Source organism: Rhizobium grahamii CCGE 502, from assembly GCF_000298315.2.
Taxonomy (GTDB): Bacteria; Pseudomonadota; Alphaproteobacteria; order Rhizobiales; family Rhizobiaceae; genus Rhizobium; species Rhizobium grahamii.
The window spans coordinates 483819-505920 of record NZ_AEYE02000029.1 but is presented as its reverse complement, the minus strand read 5'-3'; the positions used below and the strand labels follow the sequence as shown (position 1 = coordinate 505920).

Annotated in this window: 14 protein-coding genes; 7 read left to right on the top strand and 7 right to left on the bottom strand. The window is 59.1% G+C overall.

Annotated elements, in window-relative coordinates:
• Positions 1-3: 3 nt before the first annotated feature.
• Both lptE and leuS read right to left on the bottom strand, forming a co-directional pair.
• Positions 4-525, bottom strand: a complete 522-nt coding sequence (gene lptE / locus RGCCGE502_RS24230) for an LPS assembly lipoprotein LptE (protein WP_016556841.1) — start codon at positions 523-525, stop codon at positions 4-6.
• A complete protein-coding gene (gene leuS / locus RGCCGE502_RS24225) occupies positions 515-3145 on the bottom strand; it encodes a leucine--tRNA ligase (protein WP_016556840.1) in 2631 nt (876 codons plus the stop codon). The genes lptE and leuS overlap by 11 nt, the downstream gene beginning before the upstream one ends.
• A 198-nt stretch (positions 3146-3343) precedes the next feature.
• On the opposite strand from leuS, the gene RGCCGE502_RS24220 reads away from it, so the two are divergent.
• On the top strand, positions 3344-4003 hold the full coding sequence (locus RGCCGE502_RS24220; RefSeq protein WP_016556839.1) for a YggS family pyridoxal phosphate-dependent enzyme: 660 nt from the start codon (positions 3344-3346) through the stop codon (positions 4001-4003).
• 82 nt (positions 4004-4085) lie between these two features.
• Positions 4086-5996 carry a propionyl-CoA synthetase gene (locus RGCCGE502_RS24215; protein ID WP_016556838.1) on the top strand — a complete coding sequence of 637 codons (1911 nt, stop codon included), beginning with the start codon at positions 4086-4088 and terminating at the stop codon, positions 5994-5996.
• A 59-nt stretch (positions 5997-6055) separates the two neighbouring features.
• Here RGCCGE502_RS24215 and RGCCGE502_RS24210 read toward each other — a convergent pair whose 3' ends face one another.
• Positions 6056-6754, bottom strand: coding sequence for a DUF1013 domain-containing protein (locus tag RGCCGE502_RS24210; protein ID WP_016556837.1), 699 nt, complete (start codon positions 6752-6754; stop codon positions 6056-6058).
• Between the two features lie 222 nt (positions 6755-6976).
• On the opposite strand from RGCCGE502_RS24210, the gene acs reads away from it, so the two are divergent.
• The gene (gene acs / locus RGCCGE502_RS24205) at positions 6977-8932 is read left to right on the top strand and encodes an acetate--CoA ligase (RefSeq protein ID WP_016556836.1); all 1956 of its coding nucleotides are present in this window, start codon (positions 6977-6979) and stop codon (positions 8930-8932) included.
• 34 nt (positions 8933-8966) lie between these two features.
• On the opposite strand, the gene RGCCGE502_RS24200 is transcribed toward acs, so the two are convergent.
• Positions 8967-9416: a thermonuclease family protein gene (locus RGCCGE502_RS24200; protein WP_016556835.1), complete on the bottom strand. Its 450-nt coding sequence runs from the start codon at positions 9414-9416 to the stop codon at positions 8967-8969.
• A gap of 48 nt (positions 9417-9464) precedes the next feature.
• On the bottom strand, positions 9465-9689 hold the full coding sequence (locus RGCCGE502_RS24195; protein WP_016556834.1) for a DUF1674 domain-containing protein: 225 nt from the start codon (positions 9687-9689) through the stop codon (positions 9465-9467).
• A 123-nt stretch (positions 9690-9812) separates the two neighbouring features.
• On the opposite strand from RGCCGE502_RS24195, the gene htpX reads away from it, so the two are divergent.
• The 4 genes from htpX to purH all read left to right on the top strand — a co-directional run bounded on the left by htpX (position 9813) and on the right by purH (position 15647).
• Positions 9813-10775, top strand: a complete 963-nt coding sequence (htpX, locus tag RGCCGE502_RS24190) for a zinc metalloprotease HtpX (protein ID WP_016556833.1) — start codon at positions 9813-9815, stop codon at positions 10773-10775.
• Positions 10766-12160, top strand: a complete 1395-nt coding sequence (locus tag RGCCGE502_RS24185) for an RsmB/NOP family class I SAM-dependent RNA methyltransferase (RefSeq protein WP_019280551.1) — start codon at positions 10766-10768, stop codon at positions 12158-12160. Before htpX ends, RGCCGE502_RS24185 begins: the two co-directional genes overlap by 10 nt.
• A gap of 110 nt (positions 12161-12270) precedes the next feature.
• Positions 12271-13935 (top strand): heparinase II/III family protein, encoded by a 1665-nt coding sequence (locus RGCCGE502_RS24180; protein ID WP_040675497.1) that lies wholly within the window; start codon positions 12271-12273, stop codon positions 13933-13935.
• Between the two features lie 95 nt (positions 13936-14030).
• The gene (purH, locus tag RGCCGE502_RS24175) at positions 14031-15647 is read left to right on the top strand and encodes a bifunctional phosphoribosylaminoimidazolecarboxamide formyltransferase/IMP cyclohydrolase (RefSeq protein ID WP_016556830.1); all 1617 of its coding nucleotides are present in this window, start codon (positions 14031-14033) and stop codon (positions 15645-15647) included.
• Between the two features lie 17 nt (positions 15648-15664).
• On the opposite strand, the gene RGCCGE502_RS24170 is transcribed toward purH, so the two are convergent.
• Both RGCCGE502_RS24170 and RGCCGE502_RS24165 read right to left on the bottom strand, forming a co-directional pair.
• Positions 15665-17053 (bottom strand): MFS transporter, encoded by a 1389-nt coding sequence (locus RGCCGE502_RS24170; RefSeq protein WP_176705727.1) that lies wholly within the window; start codon positions 17051-17053, stop codon positions 15665-15667.
• A gap of 27 nt (positions 17054-17080) precedes the next feature.
• The gene (locus RGCCGE502_RS24165; protein ID WP_016556828.1) at positions 17081-21856 is read right to left on the bottom strand and encodes an NAD-glutamate dehydrogenase; all 4776 of its coding nucleotides are present in this window, start codon (positions 21854-21856) and stop codon (positions 17081-17083) included.
• Positions 21857-22102 lie beyond the last annotated feature (246 nt).

The window sequence follows — 22102 nt, the reverse complement described above, 5'->3', positions numbered from 1 at the left end:
TCCTCAGCGGCCGAGCGCAGCCGCGATATCGGCGCCAACGAACTCGGCGGCCTGCCGCGCTGCGCGATTTTCGGCATCACGAATGGCACGCTGCTTCGCAAACTCCTGACCCGGAAAATCAAGCAGGGCCGTCGCATAGCGGTTTCCGGCCTTTATTACATGGCCGTCCTTCGTCGACTTCAGGGTATAGTCGACGCTGACCGTTGCACGGCCAGCCAGCGACTCATCCGACGACGCGACGAGCAATGTGCTGATGATGTTCGACCGAACGCTCAATTCCACCTCGTAGTCGGGGTTCGCAGGCTCGCCGGCGCCGCGTGACGCGATGAAGATCAGCCGATTGCGAACCTCTTGCCCGACACGGCTGGTCGCTTCCGAGAAGCCGACCGACGAGAGCCTGCCGGCGACGCCCGAGCTCTCCGAATAAAGGGGCCGAAGTTGGCAGGATGCGAGAAAGGCCGTCGACGCAAGGATTGCGGCAATACCGGTGCCACGCACCAGCTTGAAAGCGATATCAAACGACAATGTTCACAATCCTTTGCGGAACCACAATGATCTTCTTGGGCGCCTGACCGTTCAGAGCCCTCTTAACGTCGTCCAATGCTAATACGGCCTCGGTGACGGCATTCTGATCTGCGTCGCGCGAAATTGTCAATTCGGCGCGCTTCTTGCCGTTGATCTGAACCGGCAAAACCACATCGTTTTCAACGACGAGGGCGGCATCGTAACGCGGCCAATCGGTGTGTGCCAGCAAACCACTGTTGCCGAGCGCTGCCCAGCATTCCTCGGCCAGGTGGGGCGTCATCGGCGCCACTAGTTGGATAAGGATCTCCGCAGCGTCACGCACGGCAGCGCGATAGGCGAGGTCGCCCTCGCCCGCGGCGACTTTGGTCAGCGGCGATGCAATCGCATTGACGAGTTCATAAATCCGCGCGACAGCCTTGTTGAACCACAGTCGATCATAGTCGTTCTGAACAGCTTTCAGCGTCTTATGGGCGATCTGCGAGATCGCCTGCCCTTCGCCATCCTTAGCCGGAGTCACAGCGACACCTTTAAGATTATCCGCGGCTTCAGCAATCAAACGCCACAACCGTTGTGTAAACCGGTGGGCTCCCTCCACGCCTGCTTCCGACCAGATGACATCCCGTTCCGGCGGCGAGTCCGAGAGGACGAAGAAGCGGGCAGTGTCGGCACCGTAAGATGCGATGATATCGTCCGGATCAACGACATTCTTCTTTGACTTCGACATCTTCTCGATCGATCCGATCGCGATTTCTTCCCCGTCGGAGAGATGATAGGCGCGGCGTTTGCCGTCGAGCTCTTCAATGCGAATGTCGGCGGGCGCGACCCATTCGCGGCTCGTTCCCGAGCCGCGGCTGTATGTCTCGTGCACGACCATACCCTGCGTAAAGAGACCCTTGAACGGCTCCTTGGCGTCGACGTGACCCGTCTCGCGCATCGCTCGGGTGAAGAAACGCGAGTAGAGCAGATGCAGGATGGCGTGCTCGATGCCGCCAATATATTGATCGACCGGGAGCCATCGATTGGCAGCGCTGGCGTCGGTCGGCTTGTCCTCCCAGGGTGCGGTAAAGCGCGTGAAATACCAGCTCGAATCGACAAAGGTGTCCATCGTGTCGGTTTCACGCCGCGCATCCTTGCCGCACTGCGGGCAGCCGACATGCCGCCACGTCGGATGACGATCGAGTGGATTGCCGGGCTGATCGAAGGTAACGTCCTCGGGCAGCTTTACCGGCAGATCCTTCTTCGGAACGGGAACGACACCGCAGTCATCACAATGGATGACCGGTATCGGGCAGCCCCAATAGCGCTGGCGTGAAATGCCCCAATCGCGCAGGCGGAAGTTCACCTTGCGCTCTCCTTGTGGAGCATTGCCGAGCGTCATTGATGTCAGGCGGTCGGCAACGATCTCGAATGCTTCAGTTGTGTTCTTGCCATCGAGGAAACGCGAATTGATCATTACGCCATCACCGTCATAGGCCACGTCGCCGACGCTGAACGTCGCGGCATCGCCATCTGCTGGCATGACAACCGGAACAACGGGCAGACCGTACTTGCGTGCGAAATCGAGGTCGCGCTGATCGCCCGATGGGCAACCAAAAATCGCTCCAGTGCCATAGTCCATTAGAACGAAGTTCGCGACATAGACAGGCAGTTCCCATGAGGGATCAAGAGGGTGCCTTACCCGAATCCCGGTATCGATGCCCTTCTTCTCCGCGGTTTCCAGCGCCGCGAGCGAGGTGCCGGCACGACGGCATTCTTCGCAGAAAGCATCGATAGCCGGATTCTTCGCCGCAGCATCCTTCGCCAGCGGATGGTCGGCCGCGATGGCCAGGAACGAGGCACCAAACAAAGTGTCCGGTCGGGTCGTATAGACTTCGATCTCGGTTTCTCCGGCTGGCGCCGTCTGCTGGACAATCTCCCAGCGCAGCATCATGCCCTCGGAGCGTCCGATCCAATTCTTCTGCATGAGCCGGACCTTCTCCGGCCACTGATCAAGCGTGTCCAGCGCGTCGAGCAGATCTTGGCTGAAGTCGGTGATCTTGAAGAACCACTGCGTCAATTCTCGTTGCTCGACCAGCGCACCTGAACGCCAGCCGCGGCCGTCGATCACTTGCTCGTTGGCGAGTACCGTGTTGTCGACCGGGTCCCAATTGACCTTCGACTGCTTGCGATAGACAAGCCCCTTCTCCAGGAAATCCAGGAAGAGATGCTGTTGGTGCTGGTAGTAAGCGACGTCGCAGGTTGCGAATTCGCGGCTCCAGTCCAACGACAGGCCCATCGCCTTCAATTGGGACTTCATGGAGGCAATATTCTGATAGGTCCAGGACGCGGGATGGACGCCCCGTTCCATCGCCGCGTTTTCAGCCGGCATGCCAAAAGCGTCCCAGCCCATCGGATGCAGGACATTGTAGCCGCGAGCGCGCTTGTAGCGGGCGACGACATCGCCCATCGCGTAGTTCCGCACATGGCCCATGTGGATGCGACCGGACGGATACGGAAACATCTCGAGGACGTAATACTTCTCGCGCGGATCGCTGTTGTCGGTCTCGAAGACCTTCGCCTCGTTCCATTTCTGCTGCCAGCGAGGTTCGGCATCGCGCGGGTTATAACGTTCGGTAGCCATGGTATTCGTATTTCCAGAAAATCAGGGGAAGTTGGTGGTGACCTTCACCATGAAACCACGGTAGCGTCAAGTTTTACGGGCGCCAGCACCTCCCGATCTCGGTCTTCCAGCCACGATTTCAAGCATGTGGGCCTTGGCAAGCACAGCCCGGGCGTTTAGTGCATGGCAATCTTCTCACGCGACATCTCGAGGCGAACGATGGAACTAGAAGAGCGATTGAACGATGTGCGCTCGCGTATTGCAGCAGCCGAGCTGCAAGGCAGACGACCGGATGGGTCGGTTCAGCTGGTTGCCGTCTCGAAGACATTCGACGCAGACGCGATTCGCCCAGCGCTCCAGGCGGGACAGCGAATATTTGGCGAGAACCGGGTCCAGGAAAGCCAGGGAAAGTGGCCTGATCTGAAAGCTGAGACACCCGGCATCGAACTCCATCTGATTGGACCTCTGCAGTCGAACAAGGCAGCGGAAGCAGTGGCGCTGTTTGATGTCATCGAAACTGTTGATCGCGAAAAAATTGCCCGCGCACTTGCCGATGAGATGAAGCTTCAGGCGAAGACCCCTCGCCTCTACGTTCAGGTGAATACCGGGCTTGAGCCGCAGAAGGCGGGAATCGCACCCAAAGAGACGATGCAGTTTGTCGCTTTTTGCCGCGACGAGCTCGGCCTCGCCATTGAGGGATTGATGTGCATTCCGCCCGCAGACGAAAATCCAGGCCCGCATTTCGCGTTGCTGGCGCAGCTCGCGAGGGCTGGCGGCATCGAGAAATTGTCGATGGGAATGTCCGGGGACTATGAAACGGCGATCGCCTTTGGGGCGACCAGCGTCCGCGTGGGATCCGCAATTTTCGGCGCCCGCTGATACGCTGCTTTCGTCGGGCTTCCTCTCCTGCCCAGCCTCTCCTAGATTGCTAAGGTAACTTGCATGTCCTGGGGAGGAGCAGATGCAGGGTGGCTATCAGCGAACCTATGCCAGATGGAAGGACGATCCCGAGGCCTTCTGGCAGGAGGCGGCGGCAGAAATTGACTGGTTCAAAGAGCCGGAGCTGACGTTTTCACGGGAGGGCGGTCCATATGGCCGTTGGTTCCCCGGGGGGGAAACCAATACTTGCTATAATTGCTTGGATCGCCATGTTCGGGCAGGTCGCGGCGGCGACACCGCATTCATCTACGACAGCCCCATTGGCGGTGCGAAGACCATCTTTAGCTACGGTGAAGTCCTTGCCGAAGTGAGCGCCATCGCCGCGACTCTGCGCGAACGTGGGATTGGAAAGGGCGACCGCGTTATCATCTACATGCCGATGGTGCCGCAAGCAGTCTTCTCCATGCTTGCATGCGCGCGCATCGGCGCTGTCCATTCCGTCGTGTTTGGTGGCTTTGCCGCAAACGAGCTTGCCGCGCGCATCGACGATTCGGGAGCGAAACTAATCGTGACCGCAAGTTGCGGGCTCGAGCCGGGACGGGTGGTGCCCTACAAGCCTTTGGTCGATCAAGCGATCGCCATCGCCAAGTCAAAACCAGCCCATTGTCTTGTCCTGCAGAGGCCGCAGCTTGCGGCAGACCTAGTCGATGGTCGCGATGAGGATTTCGAAGCTGCTGTTGCGAGAAACCGTGGAGTGAAGGTGGAATGCGTTTCCCTCGGCGCTACGGACGAACTCTATATTCTCTACACATCGGGTACCACGGGCCAGCCTAAGGGCGTTGTGCGCGACAACGGCGGTCATATGGTCGCCCTCAATTGGTCGATGGCGAACATCTTCGGCATCCGGCAGGGTGAAGTCTTCTGGGCTGCCTCCGATATCGGTTGGGTTGTCGGGCATTCCTACATCGTCTATGCGCCGCTGCTGGCAGGCGCCACCAGTGTGATCTTTGAAGGCAAGCCGGTCGGCACACCCGATGCCGGCGTCTTCTGGCGAATCGCTTCGGAGCATGACGTTCGCGTTCTCTTCACCGCCCCCACCGCCTTCCGTGCCATTCGCCGCGAAGATAGCGAAGGTGTTCACCTCAAGACGTATTCCATGCCGAATTTCAGGGCTCTGTTTCTGGCGGGAGAGCGCGCTGATCCGGAGACACTGAAGTGGGCCGAGCGTATGCTCGATGTTCCCGTGATTGATCATTGGTGGCAGACCGAAACCGGATGGCCGATGGTGGCGAATCCGCTCGGCCTTGAGGTGTTGCCGGTGAAGCATGGCTCCCCCTCGGTCCCCATGCCCGGCTACAGCATCCACGTTCTTGATGACGCCGGCCACGCGGTTGCGCCGGGGACACTTGGCAACGTCGTTGTCCAGCTCCCCCTGCCTCCCGGTTGTCTGCCCACTCTGTGGAATGCCGACGCGCGCTTCCACTCAGCTTATTTGGCTGAATTTCCTGGCTATTACAAAACGGCAGATGCCGGTTACATCGACGAGGATGGTTATCTGTTCATCATGTCGCGCACGGACGACATCATTAACTGTGCTGGTCACCGCCTATCAACGGGCGCAATGGAAGAGGTTTGTGCCACGCACCCGGATGTCGCCGAATGCGCGGTGGTCGGAATTGCCGACCAGTTGAAGGGTCAGGTACCCTGCGGTTTCCTTATCCTTAAAAAGAATGTTTCACGGGAAACATCAGCGATCGAATCGGAGGTCGTGCAGCTCATCCGGGAAGCGATCGGCCCGGTGGCTGCTTTCAAAACGGCGATAACCGTCGACCGCCTTCCCAAGACCCGCTCTGGCAAGATCTTGCGCGGCACGATCCAGAAAATCGCCGATGGCGTGCCGTGGAAAATGCCGGCAACGATCGACGATCCGGTAATTCTCGAGGAGATTGCTGAAGCGCTGCGCAAGCGCGGATTCGGCTCTCCGCCAATGTAGAGTACAAAATAGAAAGGCCCCGCTTACGCAGGGCCTTCTAAATTACTCACCAAAAACAATCAGTACTGATCGTCTTCGTCCTCATCCTTCGGAGAAGACTTCAGCGACTTGAGCTTTGCGAAGACGGCATCGGCGTCGATTTCCTTCTCCTCTTCGCGATCGTGGCTCGTCAGACGTTCCGTCTCATGCGCGGATTGCAAGGTCGCGCCAAGCTCGGCGGCCGTCGGCAGTGGACGGCCCTTCGCGGCCTTCTCGACTTCCATGTCGAGATCGATTTGGCTGCAGAGACCGAGTGTCACCGGGTCCATCGGCGCGAGATTTGCGGAGTTCCAGTGAGTGCGCTCGCGAATCTGTTCGATTGTCGACTTTGTGGTACCGACTAGCCGCGAAATCTGCGCATCCTTCAGTTCCGGATGATTGCGCACCAGCCAGAGAATGGCGTTCGGACGATCCTGGCGCTTCGAAACCGGTGTGTAGCGCGGACCGCGACGCTTGGATTCGGGAACGCGAACCTTGGGCTCGGAGAGCTTCAGCTTATGCGCCGGATTCTTTTCTGCGCGGGCGATTTCGTCGCGTGAGAGTTGACCGGTTGCTATGGGGTCGAGACCCTTGATGCCTTGCGCAGCTTCGCCATCGGCAATTGCCTTCACTTCGAGCGGATGCAGTCTGCAAAACTGAGCGATCTGGTCGAATGACAGGGCTGTGTTGTCGACGAGCCAGATGGCAGTCGCCTTCGGCATGAGCAATTGTTGAGCCATGGATATAGTCCTTCTGTCGTCCGCGCCGGTGTCGCGGTCCGTGGATTGTCACCACTATGTCCGGGAAATATGGCGCTATATAACCGCAGTGACGCAGAATTGCAATTGATCACGAATGAAATGACCTTTGTCTAATTGCCGGGCAAATGCGACCTGCTATGAATGCCTAGAGCCAAGCCGGACTGCTTCGTTCAGTCCGGTGTCCGAGTGAGGAGGAGTTCCATGTCCGAAAAGATCTACCCGGTGCAAAAACCGGTGAAGAACCATGCGCTTATCGATAAGGCCAAGTACGAGCAATGGTACGAGGAAAGCGTCGAAAACCCTGACAAATTCTGGGGCAAGCATGGGAAGCGGATCGATTGGTTCAAGCCCTACACGAAGGTCAAGAACACGTCTTTTACGGGCAGGGTCTCGATCAAGTGGTTCGAGGACGGGCAGACGAACGTTTCGTACAACTGCATCGATCGGCACCTGAAGACCAACGGCAATCAGACGGCAATCATCTTCGAGGGCGACAACCCGTACGTCGACAAGAAGATCACTTACAATGAGCTTTACGAGCATGTTTGCCGCATGGCGAACGTCATGAAGAAGCACGGCGTCAAGAAGGGTGATCGCGTCACGATCTACATGCCGATGATCCCGGAGGCGGCCTACGCGATGCTCGCTTGCGCACGCATCGGCGCTGTCCATTCGGTGGTGTTCGGCGGCTTCTCCCCAGAAGCACTGGCCGGCCGTATCGTCGATTGCGAATCCACCTTCGTCGTCACCTGCGACGAGGGCGTCCGCGGCGGCAAACCTGTTCCACTGAAGGACAATACCGACACGGCGATTCATATCGCCGCCCGCCAGCATGTTATCGTCGACAAGGTGCTCGTGGTGCGCCGTACGGGTGGCAAGACCGGCTGGGCACCGGGCCGCGACCTCTGGTACCATCAGGAAATCGCCACGGTTAAGCCGGAGTGCCCGCCGGTGAAGATGAGGGCGGAGGATCCGCTCTTCATCCTCTACACCTCCGGCTCGACGGGAAAGCCAAAGGGCGTATTGCATACGACGGGTGGTTATCTCGTCTACGCGGCAATGACCCATGAGTATGTCTTCGACTACCATCCGGGCGATATCTACTGGTGCACCGCCGACGTCGGCTGGGTCACCGGCCATTCCTACATCGTCTACGGACCGCTTGCGAACTGTGCGACGACACTGATGTTCGAGGGCGTACCGAACTTCCCGGACCAGGGCCGGTTCTGGGAGGTCATCGACAAGCACAAGGTCAACATCTTCTACACGGCGCCAACGGCGATCCGGTCACTGATGGGGGCTGGCGACCACTTCGTCACCCGCTCGTCGCGCTCTAGCCTGCGTCTGCTCGGAACAGTCGGCGAGCCGATCAATCCGGAAGCGTGGGAATGGTATTACAATGTCGTTGGCGACAAGCGTTGCCCTGTCATCGATACCTGGTGGCAGACGGAAACTGGTGGTCACATGATCACGCCGCTTCCGGGCGCAACCGACCTGAAGCCGGGGTCCGCGACGACGCCGTTCTTCGGCGTCAAGCCGCAGCTGGTCGACAATGAAGGCAATGTGCTCCAAGGTGCCGCCGATGGAAACCTCTGCATTATCGATAGCTGGCCGGGTCAGATGCGGACCGTCTACGGCGATCACGAGCGCTTCATCCAGACATACTTCTCGACCTACAAGGGCAAGTACTTCACCGGCGACGGCTGCCGACGGGATGAGGACGGCTACTACTGGATCACCGGTCGCGTCGATGACGTGCTGAATGTTTCAGGCCACCGCCTCGGTACCGCCGAAGTCGAATCCGCGCTCGTTTCGCACAACCTTGTCTCGGAGGCAGCTGTCGTCGGCTATCCGCATCCGATCAAGGGTCAGGGCATCTATTGCTACGTCACCCTGATGGCCGGCAACGAAGGTTCGGACGATTTGCGCCAGCAACTGGTCAAGCATGTTCGCAGCGAAATCGGCCCGATCGCTGCACCTGACAAGATACAGTTTGCCCCGGGTCTTCCAAAAACGCGTTCGGGCAAGATCATGCGCCGTATCCTGCGCAAGATTGCCGAAGATGACTTCGGCTCTCTCGGCGATACCTCGACGCTTGCCGATCCGGCAGTCGTCGACGACCTTATCGCCAACCGCCAGAACAAGGCGACCGCATAAAGAAGAAAAGCCGCTCCGAGCGATCGGGACGGCTTCAATTCTCTGCGGCGCAGGTCTCCCGCGGTTTTCGGCCGCCGTTGTAGGTCCGGACGATCCCTTCTTCCAGCAGGTCCTGAGCCGGATTCCTGCCATCTGAAAGGGTGACGTTCGCCAGGATGCGGCCGAAATATTTGTCGCCCGCGATCTGCGTCAGCTGGATTTCCGATGATCTGGATGTCAGGGTTTCGAGGGCATGGCGCGCGTCGATCCCGGCGCGCCTTGTTTCAGCGCAGCTAGAGTGCATTTCGGGCGCGTCGATTCCGCGGATCCGGACATACACTTCCATTGTCTGCTGTGGCCAAGGACGCGCTTCGACCAGCAGCGTGTCGCCATCGATCACTCTCAGGATTTCCGCCGAAACAGGCCCCTTTATTTCGTCGCGAGCAACGGCCGTTATAGGGGTCGCAACAAGGGCCAGCGCAACGAAGGGAGCAATCTTTCTCATGAAAGGAATAAATTCCGATAATGAGTAAAAGTCAATAGGAATATTTACTTAAAAATCGATCGCCCTACCGTTGATTTCCCAATCTCCAAAGCGCGAGGGATCTGCGCCGCCGCGGCCACCTATCTCTGCAGGCATTTCTACCGGCTTCTCGTTTCGGCGACGTTCTTCGGCCTCGGCAAGCGCGCGCTTGGCAGCCGGTGATAGCAACTTCCGAGGAGCCTCGGCGGCCTCAGTCGCCAGGGTTTCGTTGTTGTCGTTGTCTGCTGGCTGCATCACGCGATTCCGCCTGAAAAACATTGAAAATGGCTGGTGAATGACCAAATCATAGAGCGCCAGCGCCGCAATTGAAACCCTCTGGTTTTAGCGGGTCCGCTCAGGGACACTTTGGAGATAGCGATGAATCTTGTCCGTACAGCCATGTTGCTCGCCTTCATGACCGCATTGTTCATGGCCGTCGGCTTCCTAATTGGCGGGCGTGGCGGTATGATGATCGCGTTCGTGATCGCCGCCGGAATGAACTTCTTTTCCTACTGGAATTCCGACCGGATGGTGCTGTCGGCTTATCACGCCCAGGAGATCGACGAGCGCAATGCGCCGGAGTTTTTCACGATCATCAGGGATTTGGCGCGCAATGCTGGCTTGCCGATGCCGAAGGTCTATCTATACGACAGCCCGCAACCAAACGCCTTCGCGACAGGTCGTAATCCGGAGAACGCTGCCGTTGCCGCCTCCACTGGCCTCCTGAGCGCTTTGACGCCCGAGGAAGTCGCCGGCGTGATGGCGCACGAATTGGCGCACGTGCAAAATCGCGACACCTTGACGATGACGATCACGGCGACGCTCGCTGGCGCGATCTCCATGCTGGGCAATTTTGCGTTCTTCTTCAGTGGCAACCGGGAAAACAACAACAATCCGCTCGGCTTCATAGGGGTGTTGCTGGCGATGATTGTCGCGCCGCTTGCTGCAATGATTGTGCAGATGGCCATTAGCCGGACGCGCGAATACTCGGCCGATCGCCGTGGTGCAGAGATTTGCGGCAATCCGCTGTGGCTTGCTTCGGCACTCGGCAAGATTGCACGTGGTGCCTCGCAGGTGCCGAACTACGATGCCGAGCGCAATCCGGCAACCGCCCACATGTTCATCATCAATCCGCTGACCGGTGCTGGGATGGATAATCTGTTCTCCACGCACCCGAACACGGAAAACCGGATCGCAGCGCTGCAGGAAATGGCGCGCAGCGGCATGAATATCTCGACGCCGCCGGTTCGCGCTGATAATCCGATGCGCAAATCGCGTTCGGTTCCGAATACCGGTATTGATCGCGGTGGTTCACAACCGCCAAAAGGTCCGTGGTCTTGAATTCTGACGGCAAGAAAAAGCCATTTCGCAAACCGAAGTCTTCCAATTCGGGCTCTGTCGATGCTCCGGCAAAGCCCGGATTGCAGGTTCGCGCTGCTGCGGCCAAGATCCTGGCGGCCGTCGTCGACCGGAAGCTTTCGCTTGACGGTGCCTTGGACCATGAACATGGCAATCCGGCGTATAAGGCTCTCAATGAGGGTGACCGCGCCCTCGTCCGCGCCATTCTCAATGCGACGCTGCGCCATTTGCCGCGGATCGATGCCGCAATCTCAAGCTTGCTTGAGTCACCCCTCCCGGACGGCGCGCGGGCCTTGCATCACGTTCTTGCGATTGCCGCCGCGCAAATTCTCTACCTTGATGTGCCGGATCACGCTGCGGTCGACCTCGCCGTGGAGCAATCAAATCAGGACCCCCGGAATCGTCGCTTTGCGAAGCTGGTGAATGCCGTTCTGCGCCGTCTTGGACGCGAAAAAGAACAGGTCCTTGACGAGATCAGCTCCATTCCAGTGATGCCGGGATGGTTTCTCGACAGGCTTGAGAAGGCTTACGGCAAGGAAAGGGCGCACTCGATCTCTGAATCGCAACTCGAGCCGGCCGCGATCGATCTTACCGTCAAGGACGACGCGCAGAGATGGGCAGAACGTCTGGGCGGCCTCGTGCTGCCGACCGGTGGTGTCCGGCTGGCTGCCTTCGAAGGTAGCGTTCCCTCACTGGAAGGATTTGCGGAAGGCGCGTGGTGGGTTCAGGACGCAGCAGCCAGTATCCCGGCTCAGCTGTTCGGTGACTTGGCGGGCAAGCGCGTTGCCGACTTATGCGCAGCTCCGGGCGGAAAGACAGCCCAGCTGATCCGCGCCGGAGGCAACGTTACAGCGGTCGAGCAATCCGAAAACCGCATCAAGCGACTGCGCGCGAACCTCGATCGGCTTGGATTGAATGCCGAGACGGTTGCCAGCGACCTGACCAAATACGAGCCGGCGGAGCTTTTCGACGCCATCCTGCTGGATGCGCCCTGCTCGTCGACGGGAACGACGCGTCGCCATCCCGATGTTCTCTGGGCCAAGGGACCGGATGACATAGCGAAACTCGCAAGCCTTCAGGAGCGCCTGCTGCGACACGCGATAACCTTGTTGAAGCCGGGCGGCACGATCGTCTTTTCCAATTGCTCGCTTGATCCGGCCGAGGGCGAAGAGGTCGCCGCGCGCGTATTTTCGGACACACCGATGCTTGAGCGTGTCGCCATCGATGCCCAGCAGTGGCCGGGCCTGGAGTCTGCCATCAATGCCCTCGGAGAATTCCGCACCACACCCGACATGCTGACTGCTCCCGCTGGCTTTGCCAGTGGTCTTGATGGTTTCTACGCCGTCGTAATGCGCCGTGTTGCCTGATTGAAAGGCAACTGGCATAGTTGAGCACTTGTCATAATTTGATACGTAAGTGTCACTGATTCCGGGCTTATTCACCTATTCTTAACGACGCGGGTCAATAGACAATAAACATGTGGTCCGGGTTCTCGACTCTGTACGTGGGAGAGGCTTGGCGGCGCGCGTTGTGCCGCGGAGCAATCCTGCGGCTGCGTCTCTTCCGCCATACGGTTCACGCCCCGGAGCGGTTGATCGTCGCTCCTACCGACCTGCGCGCGGTCGATCCGCATGTGGCCGACGAGATTTTGAACGGTCGCTTCCCACTTGCCGGTCGGCTCCTCGAAACCGGCGGCAAGTCGCCCTTCAATTTCAGTCTCCCATCCCGATCATTCGCCCTGCGGCTTCATAGCTTCGGTTGGCTCCGCCACATGCGGACCAAGAAGAGCGACCTGCATTCGAGCGTTGCCCGGTCCATCGTCAACAATTGGCTGTCGCTGCATGGCGGCCGCATCGAAGGCATCGCCTGGGAGATCGATGTTACCGCGCAGCGTGTGATTTCCTGGCTCTCGCATTCGCCTGTCGTTCTCCACAACGCCGATCGCGGCTTCTATCGCCGCTTCCTGCGCTCGCTGGCCTTCCAAGTGCGATTTCTGCGCCGCATGGCAAAATACGCGCCTCCCGGCGAGGTTCGCTTTCGCTTGCGCATTGCCCTTGCAATGGCCTCCATTGCCATGCCGACGCGCGCTGGCGCCCTTCGGCGTGCGGCTGAAGCGTTGGATCAGGAGTTCGACAGTCAGATTCTGCCTGATGGCGGGCATGTCTCGCGCAATCCGCGGGTCGGCTTGGAATTGCTCCTGGATCTTCTTCCGCTCCGGCAAACCTATGTCAATCTCGGGCATGATTTGCCGCAGAAGCTGATTTCCGGCATCGATCGGATGTACCCGGCCCTGCGGTTTTTCCGGCACCAGGATGGCGATCTTGCACTTTTCAATGGCGCAACGTCGACGCTCGCGACGGAATTGATGTCGTTGCTGCGGTACGACGAGACTGCGGGTGATCCCTTCAAGGCGATGCCCCATTCACGTTATCAACGGTTAGCCTCAGGTAGAACGGTGGTCATTGCTGATACAGGATTGCCGCCGACCGGCAGCCTGTCGCGCACGGCGCATGCGGGTTGCCTTTCGTTTGAGATGTCGTCCGGACGTCACCGCTTTATCGTCAATTCCGGATCACCGAAGTTTGCCGGTAAGCGTTACGTGCAGATCGCTCGAACGACGGCTGCGCATAGCACGGTGACCGTCAACGACACCTCTTCCAGCCGTTTTGCGTCCTCCGACTTCGTCGCGAACGTTATCATTGACGGCGTGAAAAGCCTGAATGTGGATCGCGTGCTCGCCGATGACGGCCGCGATGTGATCAAGGCGAGCCATGACGGCTACCTCAACGCCTTTGGTGTTCTGCATGAGCGAGAGCTGACCCTGAACGCCACGGGATTGATCGTTACGGGCTGTGATCGGCTGGTTGCGCCGGAAGGCAAGGTCGATGAGGCCGTGCGCGCCGTGGCGCGATTCCATGCTCACCCTTCCATCAATCTGAAGCAGTTCGACAAAGAGTCGGTGATGATGACGGCGCCTGATGGAGAAACATGGCTGTTCTCGTCGCCCGGCAATGAGATCATAATTGGCGAGGACGTCTTCTTTGCTGATGCTTCGGGCATTTGCGGTTCCGACCAGATCGAGATCGCCTTCTCATATCCGGAGCGGCCGGAAATACGCTGGTTTTTATCGCGCAAGGGCTAGCGAGTGTTTCCGCGGCGGCAAAGCTGTGCTAACGCGGCGCCATCATCCGCTTATCCCTCGCCGGATATCTCCCGAAGACCAAACGGAGAAGCCTCATGGCCGTTGTTTCCAAGAAAATCCCCGCACCCGATAAGGTCGCAGTCAAGACCGCGTTGCTTTCGGTATCGGACAAGACCGGTATCGTCGAACTCGCGCGTGCGCTCGCCGACAAGGGCGTTCGCATCCTGTCGACCGGCGGCACTCACAAGGCAATTGCAGCGGCCGGTCTCGCCGTGACTGACGTTTCCGAGATCACAGGCTTTCCAGAGATTATGGATGGTCGCGTGAAGACCCTGCACCCGAAAGTGCACGGTGGCCTGCTTGCCATCCGGGACGACGCGGAACATCAGGCGGCAATGAAGGCGCACGGTATCGAGGGTATCGACCTAGTGGTCATCAACCTCTACCCGTTCGAGGATGTCCGCGCTGCTGGCGGCGACTATCCGACGACCGTCGAGAATATCGATATCGGCGGCCCGGCTATGATCCGCGCATCGGCCAAGAACCATGCCTACGTGACGATACTGACCGATCCGGCGGACTATTCTGAGCTGCTCGAGCAGCTGGCTTCGGACGCCGGTCAGACCAGTTATGCGTTTCGCCAGCGGATGGCCGCCAAGGCGTTCGCGCGCACGGCAGCTTATGATGCCATGATTTCCAACTGGTTTGCCGAAGCTCTTTCGATCGACACGCCGCGTCATCGCGTCGTTGGCGGCGTGCTCAAGGAAGAAATGCGTTATGGCGAGAATCCGCACCAGAAGGCGGCATTTTATGTGACGGGCGAGCGTCGCCCCGGCGTTGCCACGGCGTCACTGCTGCAAGGCAAACAGCTTTCCTACAACAACATCAACGACACCGATGCGGCCTATGAACTCGTCGCCGAGTTCCTGCCTGAGAACGCAGCAGCCTGCGCGATCATCAAGCACGCAAACCCCTGCGGCGTCGCGACCGGCACCAACCTGCTGGAAGCCTACAAGCGCGCGCTTGCCTGCGATTCCGTTTCGGCATTTGGCGGCATCATCGCGCTCAACCAGACGCTCGATGCGGAAACGGCGGAGGAGATCATCAAGCTCTTCACCGAAGTGATCATCGCGCCCGACGTGACTGAGGAAGCGAAAGCCATCGTTGCACGCAAGGCAAATCTTCGACTGCTGACTGCCGGTGGGCTTCCCGATCCGCGCTCTGCCGGTCTGACGGCGAAAACCGTCTCCGGCGGCTTTCTTATACAGAGCCGAGACAACGGCATGGTCGAGGATCTGGAACTCAAGGTTGTTACCAAGCGCGCGCCGACCCCGCAGGAACTCGAAGACATGAAATTTGCCTTCAAGGTAGCCAAGCATGTCAAATCGAACGCCGTGGTTTATGCCAAGGATGGACAGACGGCCGGCATTGGCGCAGGCCAGATGAGCCGCGTCGATTCTGCCCGTATCGCTGGCCTGAAGGCTGAGGAAGCAGCTAGGGCTCTCGAGCTTGCGGAACCGCTGACACGCGGTTCGGCAGTGGCGTCTGAGGCCTTCCTGCCCTTCGCCGACGGCCTGCTGTCCATGATCGCCGCAGGTGCAACGGCAGTGATCCAGCCGGGTGGATCCATGCGCGACCAGGAAGTGATCGATGCTGCAAACGAGCACAACGTCGCGATGGTCTTCACCGGCATGCGGCACTTCCGCCACTAAGCCCGTGGGGGCTGCCGTTACGCCCTGTCCGCGGGATAGGGCGTACGGAAAAGCAGGATCAGCCCTGCAGCCAAGAAGATTGCCAATGTTGACATTCCCAGCCGCGACGAACCGGTCGCGTAGGTCACGGCGGAAAAGAGTAGTGTCGCCAGAAAGCTCGTAGCGCGCCCAGAAAGCGCGTAGATGCCAAAATAGCGCCCGGCCTCGTTCAGACTTACGCTGCGTGCGAGATAGGACCGCGAGGACGCCTGCACCGGTCCAAAGGCTAGACCGACCAGCAAACCGTAGGCAATGTATGCCTTCTCCGCCGCCGTGCCGAAGAGGCCGCCGGAATCGGCGGCTGGCAGCTTGAGCAGACCAAAGAGTGTGTATCCGGGCCCGGTCGACACTATTCCGATAGTGGCGATCAGCAACATTGTCAGGCTGATAACGATCGTCGACTTGGAGCCTATACGCCGATCAACGCGGCCGGCAATGATGCATCCGAAGATCGCAACGACGTTGAGTATGATTCCGTAGATCCCGATCTCGATCGTCGCCCAGCCGAACATTCCGGCAGCAAAAGCGCCGCCGAGGATCAGCAGCCCGTTGACACCGTCCTGATAGATCATCCTCGCGATGAGGAAGCGAACAATGCCACGGCGATGCTTGAGTTCGGCAAGCGTACTCTTCAACTCGGTAAAGCCGGCTCGCACCGCGGCGCCAAACGGAAGGCCTTTGCTGATATCGGGTGTGAAAAAGAACATCGGCAGAATGAAGATCAGATACCAGACAGCCGAGATCGGCCCAGTGATGCGGGCATCTTCGCCCTGGTGCGGATCGAGACCGAATAACGGATCAAGACCAAGAATTGTTTTGCCGGATTCGAGATTGCCGGCGAGCAGGACCACGACGGCGATAAGAACAATCATCCCGCCGAGGTAGCCGAGGCCCCAGGCCGTATTGGATAGTTTGCCGACCTCGTCTTTGCTGACGAGCCGAGGCATCATGGAATCATTGAAGACAATCGAGAACTCGGCCGCGATCGAAGCTAGGATCATGAAGATTATTGGGTAGATCAACGGTGAGCCGGGCGCTGCAAACCAGAGGCAGAAGAGGCTCGCAATTTTGATCACTGCGAAAAACGCGATCCAGGGCTTTCGGGCGCCGGATTGATCGGCGATGGAGCCGAGGATTGGCGACAAAATGGCGATGATCACCGAAGAGATCGTCGCCATGTTGCTCCACATTGCCTGGGCAGAGACCGGATCGGCCGTCAGGCGCGACACGAAGTAGGGACCGAAGATGAAGGTCGTTACAACAGTGAAGAATGGCTGGGCTGCCCAGTCGAAGAGCATCCAGCCCCAGATGCCCTTCTCCGATGCCCTAGCCGGCTGCGTTCCCGTCCAGTCGATGCGATTCACAATCCGCTCCTGATTCCGAGCGGAACTGTCTCACCTCGCCCCTTCGCGCGCAAGATCGGTCAACAGACCAGCCGCCACGGTGATACGGGCAAGGTTCGGGTCGCCGCTGTCGCTCAACCCCGACAGTTCCTCCGCGATCCGGTTGATCCTGATGCGATCGCCTGCATGCCAAGCTTGGACGGGAAGCTTGTCCTTACCGTGGTTGGCAAGTGCCGAAATGACGATATCGCGTCGCGCGCTTGCGATCTGGTCGATGCTGCGAGCCAGCGCCAGGTTTTCATAGTGGTCAGCCGTGATGATCCGTGAGCCGGCGGCAAGCAAGCGCCCGATCCGGAATGTCTGGGAGACAGCAAAATAGCTTTCCGCGGCGCGCGCCAACGGTTCGCCCGTGCGGGCAGCGATTTGCATGATCTCAGGTACGAGGGCAAAGCCGAGTAGCCCCGAGATCTCGGCCGCCAACTTATCCGGCACACCCGCATCACGATACTCCTGTTGCCGCGCTTCGAGCTCCGGTACCGTCTGGTTGGCGAAAATCGGCTTGAGCTTCTTGAGGGCAGTCTGAAGTCCATCGACAGTTGCGGCCATATCGCCCTTGGTCATCTGCGTCTTCAGGAGCAGGCGCGTCAGCACCGTGAACGTATGACTGATTTCCTCGTAGATGCGGTTCTGCATCTGGCCGGAAATCTTGCCATCCAATGCGTCGGTCTCCGCCCAAAGCCGGCTCAGGTCGAAGCCATCGCGCGCGATGATCGCGGCCCGAACAACGTCGGGGCCGGATGCCGCCGTCGCATCCGTCATGCTGATGGCAAAGCTTGGGCCGCCGCGGTTGATGGCCTCGTTTGCCAGCACCGTCGCAATGATCTCGCGCCGTAGACGGTGGGTATCGATATCCGACGCGTTCGTCTTGCGCATCTTTGCGGGGAAGTAGTTCGAAAGCGTTGCCGCGAAATAGGGATCGTCAGGCAGATCGCTGGCAGCCAATGCGTCGAACAGCACGATCTTCGCATAGGACAGCAGAACGCCGATTTCGGGTCGGGTGAGCGGCTTGCCAGCGGTATAGCGTTCCGCGAGGACGGTGTCGTCGGGAAGGGTCTCCACCTTCCGGTTTAGCTGCTTTGCGCCTTCGAGCACTGTCATGAGCCGAGCAAGTTCCAGCCCGTTGGCAGTGCCTTTGCGCTCGGTCAGCGATATCGCGAGAGACTGCAAATAGTTGTTCCGCAGCACGAGTCTGCCGACCTCGTCCGTCATGGAAGAAAGAAGCTGATCGCGCTTTGACCGAGTCAGGCGACCGTCGTGCATTGCTGCAGCGAGAGCAATCTTGATATTGACCTCGACGTCGGACGTGTTGACGCCGGCCGAATTGTCGATTGCGTCGGAATTGCAGCGCCCGCCCCGCAGGCCATAGGCGATACGACCTTTCTGCGTGACACCAAGGTTTGCGCCTTCGCCGATCACCTTGGCGCGCACGTCTTCGGCAACAACGCGAATCGGGTCGTTGGCACGATCGCCGACTTCAGCATCGGTTTCCGACGGCGCCTTGACGTAGGTGCCGATACCGCCGAACCAAAGCAGGTCGACCGGGCTCTTCAAGATGGCCGTCATGATCTCGAACGGCGTTGCTACAGCCTTGTCGATGCCAATCGCAGCCACCGCTTCCGGCGTCAGAGTGACGGACTTTGCCGAGCGCGAAATAACCATCGCACCTTTCGAAAGGACGCTCTTGTCGAAATCCTGCCAGCTCGACCGTGCCAGGTTGAAGAGCCGCTGCCTTTCGGCAAGCGTCTTCGCCATATCTGGATCGGGATCGATGACGATGTCTCGATGGTCGAAAGCCGCAATCAGCCGGATTTTGGGCGACAACAGCATGCCGTTGCCGAAGACGTCGCCCGACATGTCGCCGACGCCGGCGACAGTGAACGGCGTGGTCTGGATGTCGATGTCCATTTCGCGGAAGTGGCGCTTTACCGTTTCCCAGGCGCCGCGAGCGGTGATGCCCATCTTCTTGTGGTCATAGCCAGCCGATCCGCCCGATGCGAAGGCATCATCGAGCCAGAAGCCCGCTTCTTGGGCAAGCGCGTTGGCGGTGTCCGAGAAAGTCGCGGTTCCCTTGTCGGCTGCCACGACGAAGTAGGGGTCGTCGCCGTCGAGCCTCACCGTATCCATTGGCGGCACGATATCGGCGCCACTGATGTTGTCAGTAATCGACAGCAGCGTACGGATATAGGTCTTGTAAGCTTCGCGGCCGGCGTTGAAGATTTCATCGCGGCTGCCGCCAACCGGCAGCTTTTTCGGATAGAAGCCGCCTTTGGCGCCGACCGGCACGATGACGGCGTTCTTGACCTGCTGCGCCTTCACCAGGCCGAGCACTTCGGTCCGGTAGTCTTCGGCGCGGTCCGACCAACGCAAGCCGCCACGCGCCACCTTGCCGAAGCGCAGATGCACGCCTTCGACTTCGACGCCGTAGACGAACATCTCGCGGAATGGCCGCGGTTCCGGGAGTCCGTCGACCAGATGCGGATCCAGCTTGAAGGCCAGCATCGCCTTCGGCGAGCCGTCCGCATTGCGTTGGAAGTAATTTGTCCTCAAGGTCGCATCCACTACGTTGACGTAGCGGCGCAGGATCCGATCATCATCCAGGCTCGGAACATCGGAAAGTGCTGCCTCGATCTTTTCGTGCTGTTCGCTTACCTTCTTCATCCGCGTCTTGTCAGCGATCTTCGGATCAAGCGTGTCATGGAACAACCGGAAGACCATCGCTGCGATTGCCGGATACTTGTCCAGCGTGGTTGCTATATAGTCCAGGGAGTACGGTATGCCCGCTTGACGCAGATAGCGCGCATACGCGCGAAGTACGCTGGTTTCGCGTGCAGTCAATCCGGCCGAAACGATCAGGCGGTTGAAGTTGTCATTGTCGATGACACCGCTGAAAGCCGCCAGAAATGCTTCCTCCAGCGTCGCTCCGTGACGGTCGAGGTTGATTTCGACGCCGCCACGAGCTTCGAGCTCCATATCGTGGAGGACAACCAGGCTTTCGGAGCCGCCGGGTAGGGTGACATCGATATCAAAGGTTCCTTCGCTGATGACGTTGAAACCTAGATTCTCGAGCAACGGCACGCGGCGTGACAAAGCAAGCTGGCCACCCGAATGGAAGATCTTGAGGCACAGCAGCTCCTCGCCATCCTTCTCTCGCGTGTAGAACGCGATGCGGATCGGCTCTCCACTGGCGCACGCAGCAATGTCGCCCAGATCGCCAAAGGTTTCCTCGGGCGTGAAGAGATCCTGGAAAGCGTGACTGACCTGCAGGCGCGGTGCCTTCGGCCCGGCAAGAGCTTCGAAACGATCGTCCCACCGCGCCGTGATGGCGCGAATAGCTTCCTCGAGCTTTGCCTGCGGCACGCGCGGCGTCTTGCCTCCCGACCGGCCGATGATGAAGTGGACGCGTGCGACACCGCCCTCCGGGAAAGCCGGATAGTAGGCCGAGACACGGCCATCGTAGACGGTCTTCAGATAGGTCCCGATCTTCTCACGCACGATCGAGTCATACTCTTCGCGTGGGACGTAAACGATCACCGATACAAATCGGTCGAAATGGTCTATGCGCGGCAGGACCCGGACACGCGGCCGATCGGCAAGATCGTTGATCTGCTCGGCGAAGCCGGCCAGAAGCGTTGTGTCGATCTGGAAGAGGTCGTCGCGCGGGTAGGATTCCAGCGTGTTATCCAGCATACGGCCCGAGTGGCTCATTGGGTCGAAGCCGAAATGTTCCTTCACTCGCTCGATCTTGGAGCGGAGCAGCGGGATATCGCTGGCAAGCGACGTGTAGGCAGTCGAGGTGAACAGACCGACAATACGCAGTTCGCCCGTCACATTTCCGTCGGCGTCGAAGCGCTTGACCCCCACATAGTCCATGTAGGCGCGGCGATGAACGATCGACTTCACATTGGCCTTGGTCACGATCAGGAAGTCCGGCCCATCCAGGAATGCCAGGATTTCCGGCGTCGTCGTCACCGCGTCCTTGCCGGTGCGCAAAACCAGGACATCAGGGTTTGACAGGATGCCGAGACCGGTGCCCTTGTCGCGCTCCACCTTCGCACTCGAGCCCTTGCCGGAATAGACATATTCCCGCATGCCGAGGAAGGTGAAATTTGCGTCCCGCAGCCAGGTCAGGAAAGCGAGCGCTTCGTCCCGCTCCGTCTTCCGCCGGCTGGCATTGTAGGCGGAAAGCTCATCGATCACCGTTCCAAGCTTATCCAGCATGGGTCTCCAGTCGGATACGGTCACCCGCACCTGCTCGACCACGGTTTTCACTCGCTTGACAAGCTCGGCGGCCTGGGCCGACGTCAAGGGCGCCAGATGTAGCTGGATGTGGCTGACGCGATTGGCCGGCTCGCTCGGGAGATCAGCGGAATAAAGTTCCGGAGCCTTGCCGGCTTCCATCACCAGGATCGGATGCACGGCCATGTAAAGGTCGCGATAGCTGCTGGTCACCTCGCCCATCACCGATTCATACAGGAACGGCATGTTGTGGTCGGTTACCGAGAGAATGGATACCGCGACACCGCCGGGCTCGACGTCGGCGATCGTATCGATGGTGATACGTGCCGAATTGCTGCCCCAGGCAGCCAGTTCCTTAGCCGAATGCACGGCGGAAAGCGCCAGCATCTCCGGTGTGTATTGCTCCAGGTCGTCGCCGCTGGCGCGCCCAAATAGGACATCGGGATCGAGATAGGTTTCCCCGGTTGCAGCCGCGATTTTGGTCGCGCTTTCAAGCTGTTTTTCTCGTTTCGGATTGTTTCGACCAGCCATCGCAGATACTCCCTCATCTCCTCGATTTGGCGCAAAGTAGCAGAAGACTTGACGAAAGAATCTCTAAATGAGCGCTTTATGAGGCAGCTTTCATGCGTTTTTGGCCACCGGAACGCAAATTTTCGAAAGATTTTGCTTCGTCGTAGATATGCGGAAATTTCCCGAGCCCGACGTTTTCATGTCTGTATGAAGAGCGGTTGACAGTGGAGCGGCAAAAAGGGGATCAACGGTTGTCGAAAAGCTGAG

Coding starts and splice junctions, on each gene's coding strand:
- leuS (WP_016556840.1), bottom strand. CDS start 3,145: ATGGCTACCGAACGTTATAACCCGCGCGATGCCGAACCTCGCTGGCAG.
- RGCCGE502_RS24220 (WP_016556839.1), top strand. CDS start 3,344: ATGGAACTAGAAGAGCGATTGAACGATGTGCGCTCGCGTATTGCAGCA.
- RGCCGE502_RS24215 (WP_016556838.1), top strand. CDS start 4,086: ATGCAGGGTGGCTATCAGCGAACCTATGCCAGATGGAAGGACGATCCC.
- RGCCGE502_RS24210 (WP_016556837.1), bottom strand. CDS start 6,754: ATGGCTCAACAATTGCTCATGCCGAAGGCGACTGCCATCTGGCTCGTC.
- acs (WP_016556836.1), top strand. CDS start 6,977: ATGTCCGAAAAGATCTACCCGGTGCAAAAACCGGTGAAGAACCATGCG.
- RGCCGE502_RS24200 (WP_016556835.1), bottom strand. CDS start 9,416: ATGAGAAAGATTGCTCCCTTCGTTGCGCTGGCCCTTGTTGCGACCCCT.
- RGCCGE502_RS24195 (WP_016556834.1), bottom strand. CDS start 9,689: ATGCAGCCAGCAGACAACGACAACAACGAAACCCTGGCGACTGAGGCC.
- htpX (WP_016556833.1), top strand. CDS start 9,813: ATGAATCTTGTCCGTACAGCCATGTTGCTCGCCTTCATGACCGCATTG.
- RGCCGE502_RS24180 (WP_040675497.1), top strand. CDS start 12,271: ATGTGGTCCGGGTTCTCGACTCTGTACGTGGGAGAGGCTTGGCGGCGC.
- purH (WP_016556830.1), top strand. CDS start 14,031: ATGGCCGTTGTTTCCAAGAAAATCCCCGCACCCGATAAGGTCGCAGTC.
- RGCCGE502_RS24165 (WP_016556828.1), bottom strand. CDS start 21,856: ATGGCTGGTCGAAACAATCCGAAACGAGAAAAACAGCTTGAAAGCGCG.